The organism is Delftia sp. JD2 (assembly GCF_001682645.1).
GTDB classification, from domain to species: Bacteria; Pseudomonadota; Gammaproteobacteria; order Burkholderiales; family Burkholderiaceae_C; genus Comamonas; species Comamonas acidovorans.
The window spans coordinates 1-324 of record NZ_LFJT01000161.1; the positions used below are offsets into that span (position 1 = coordinate 1).

A 324-nucleotide genomic window follows, 5' to 3' on the forward strand; every position below is an offset into this window, starting at 1 on the left:
GCTGGATGCCAGCGGCCGCGTCATCACCTTCGACCAGCCTCTGGTGCCGGGCGGCCAGCTGCACAGTGCCAGCGAAGACATCTGGCTGCTGCGCGGCGGCAGCACGGAGCCGGACGGCGGCACAGCGCCCTGGGCTGCGAACCCGCGCTGGTCGCATGTGGAGCAGGCACTGGTGCGCAACCCGCAAGCCATCCTTGCGGTCAGCGGCGATGGCGACACGCTCTGGGGATTTGGTCCTGCGCCCGGTGAACCTGTCGATGGCCCTTGGCGCCTCATGGCCCAGATCGACCGCTTCGGGCGCCGCCAGCTCTACCACTACAGCGA

The 324-nt window shown here is 69.8% G+C and carries 1 protein-coding gene; it reads left to right on the top strand.

Going from position 1 to position 324, the window contains the following annotated elements:
• A partial coding sequence (locus ACM14_RS30290; RefSeq protein ID WP_139093549.1) for a hypothetical protein occupies positions 1–324 on the top strand: 324 nt, incomplete at both ends.